Below are 1,516 nucleotides of genomic sequence, written 5' to 3'. Positions count from 1 at the left end.
GCATGGGAGACTGTGTGGGAGAGTAGGACGCCGCCGGACTTATATTGGGTAGGGCCCGCCACAATGTGGCGGGCCCTACTTCTATTTGCATGGGTCATTCGTGGGACGAATAGCCCCGCCACTCTCGTGGCGGGGCCTTTCGCGTTTATAGGGTCGTCTGTGCAGGGGCGGGACGCTGTTTCGACGTGCGGCGGCTTAGGGTTTGGGCATGCGTATCGACCGGCTTGACCATCTCGTGCTGACCGTAGCCGACATCGACGTCACCGTGGACTTCTACACTCGCGTTCTCGGCATGGAGGCCGTGACCTTCGGGGCGGGGCGTACCGCTCTCACCTTCGGCGCCAGCAAGATCAACCTGCATCAGGCGGGGCGTGAGTTCGAGCCCAAGGCGCACCGTCCGACGCCCGGTAGCGCCGACCTGTGCTTCATCGCCGGCGATTCTCTCGACCAGGTCATCGCGGATTTCGCGGCGCACGGCATCGAGATCGAAGAGGGACCGGTCGATCGCACGGGCGCCACCGGGCCGATCCGAAGCGTCTACGTTCGGGACCCCGATCAGAACCTCATCGAGGTCAGCGTCTACCTCTGAGATTTCGGAGGACGGGTCAGTCGTAGGAGTCGAGGAGGTCCCGGCGGAGCATGTCGTTGCGGACGATGAGGGCGCCGAGGAGCTCCTCTTCGTTCAGACCGTCGGTGACGCGGAAGGACCAGGACGGGCGGCCTTCCTCGTCGAGGCATTTCACTAGGACGATCGCCTCCAGACCGGTCCAGCCCTTGGGGAGGGGGACCACTTTCAGGCCCGTTAACGCCTCGCCGACAGCGATGGGTTTGTCTTCTTCATCCATGACTTCCAACCTAGGGCGATCAGTCCTCCCTCATGATGCGGGGCGGTCGGGGTGGCGGCAATCGGATTTGGAAGGGGACCGCCGTCCGCGAGTCGTGAGGAGAACCAGGAGCATCAGGGCCGCGGTGGTGCCGCCGAAGAGCATGACCGTGGACGGGGACGTCCGGTCGACCACCAGGCCGCCCGCGAGGGCTCCGCTGGAGAGGGTCGCCTGGAAGGACGAGGTGAACAGGACGGACGCGGCCTCGGGGGTTCCGGGCGTCGCGGCGGAGAACCATGCCTGGGAGCAGACTGGGATGGCTCCGTAGCCGACTCCCCAGAGCGCGAGGAGGACGGCCGTGGCGGCAGGGCTGGGTCCGACCGCCGGAAGGGTGAGGGTCGCGAGCGCGATCAGGCCGGCGGCGATGGCGGACGTCAGGGCCGGGCGGCGCGCGACCATCAGGCCCCCGAGGAAGTTGCCGGCGAGGCCCGCGACGCCGTAGAGCAGGAGGAACGCGGTGGGCGAGACGTGCGTGACCTGCTCCAGGAACGGAGTCACATACGTGTAGGCCCCGAAATGGGCCAGGACGATCAGGACGGTGAGCGCGAGGGCCCGCCAGGTGTTCCGGACGCGCAGCGCGGAGCGGAGCACGGTCAGGCGCGTGGCCTGCTCGGCGGGCAGCGGCGGTAGAA

General features: G+C 67.2%; 3 protein-coding genes. 1 reads left to right on the top strand and 2 read right to left on the bottom strand.

The genetic code is table 11. From position 1 onward, the window contains the following. Positions 1–208 precede the first annotated feature (208 nt). Positions 209–589, top strand: coding sequence for a VOC family protein (locus AB0J52_RS40080; protein WP_500188411.1), 381 nt, complete (start codon positions 209–211; stop codon positions 587–589). 16 nt (positions 590–605) lie between these two features. Here the strand turns inward: AB0J52_RS40080 and AB0J52_RS40075 are convergent, their stop codons facing one another. Continuing rightward, positions 606–845, bottom strand: a complete 240-nt coding sequence (locus AB0J52_RS40075) for a hypothetical protein (protein ID WP_500188408.1) — start codon at positions 843–845, stop codon at positions 606–608. Between the two features lie 30 nt (positions 846–875). Next, positions 876–1,516 (bottom strand): MFS transporter (locus AB0J52_RS40070; protein ID WP_500188407.1); only part of this gene is annotated, 641 nt, incomplete at its 5' end.

Source organism: Spirillospora sp. NPDC049652, from assembly GCF_040675125.1.
Lineage (GTDB): Bacteria > Actinomycetota > Actinomycetes > Streptosporangiales > Streptosporangiaceae > Spirillospora.
Note: the sequence above shows the minus strand (reverse complement) of the source record. Positions and strands in the feature narration are given on the sequence as shown.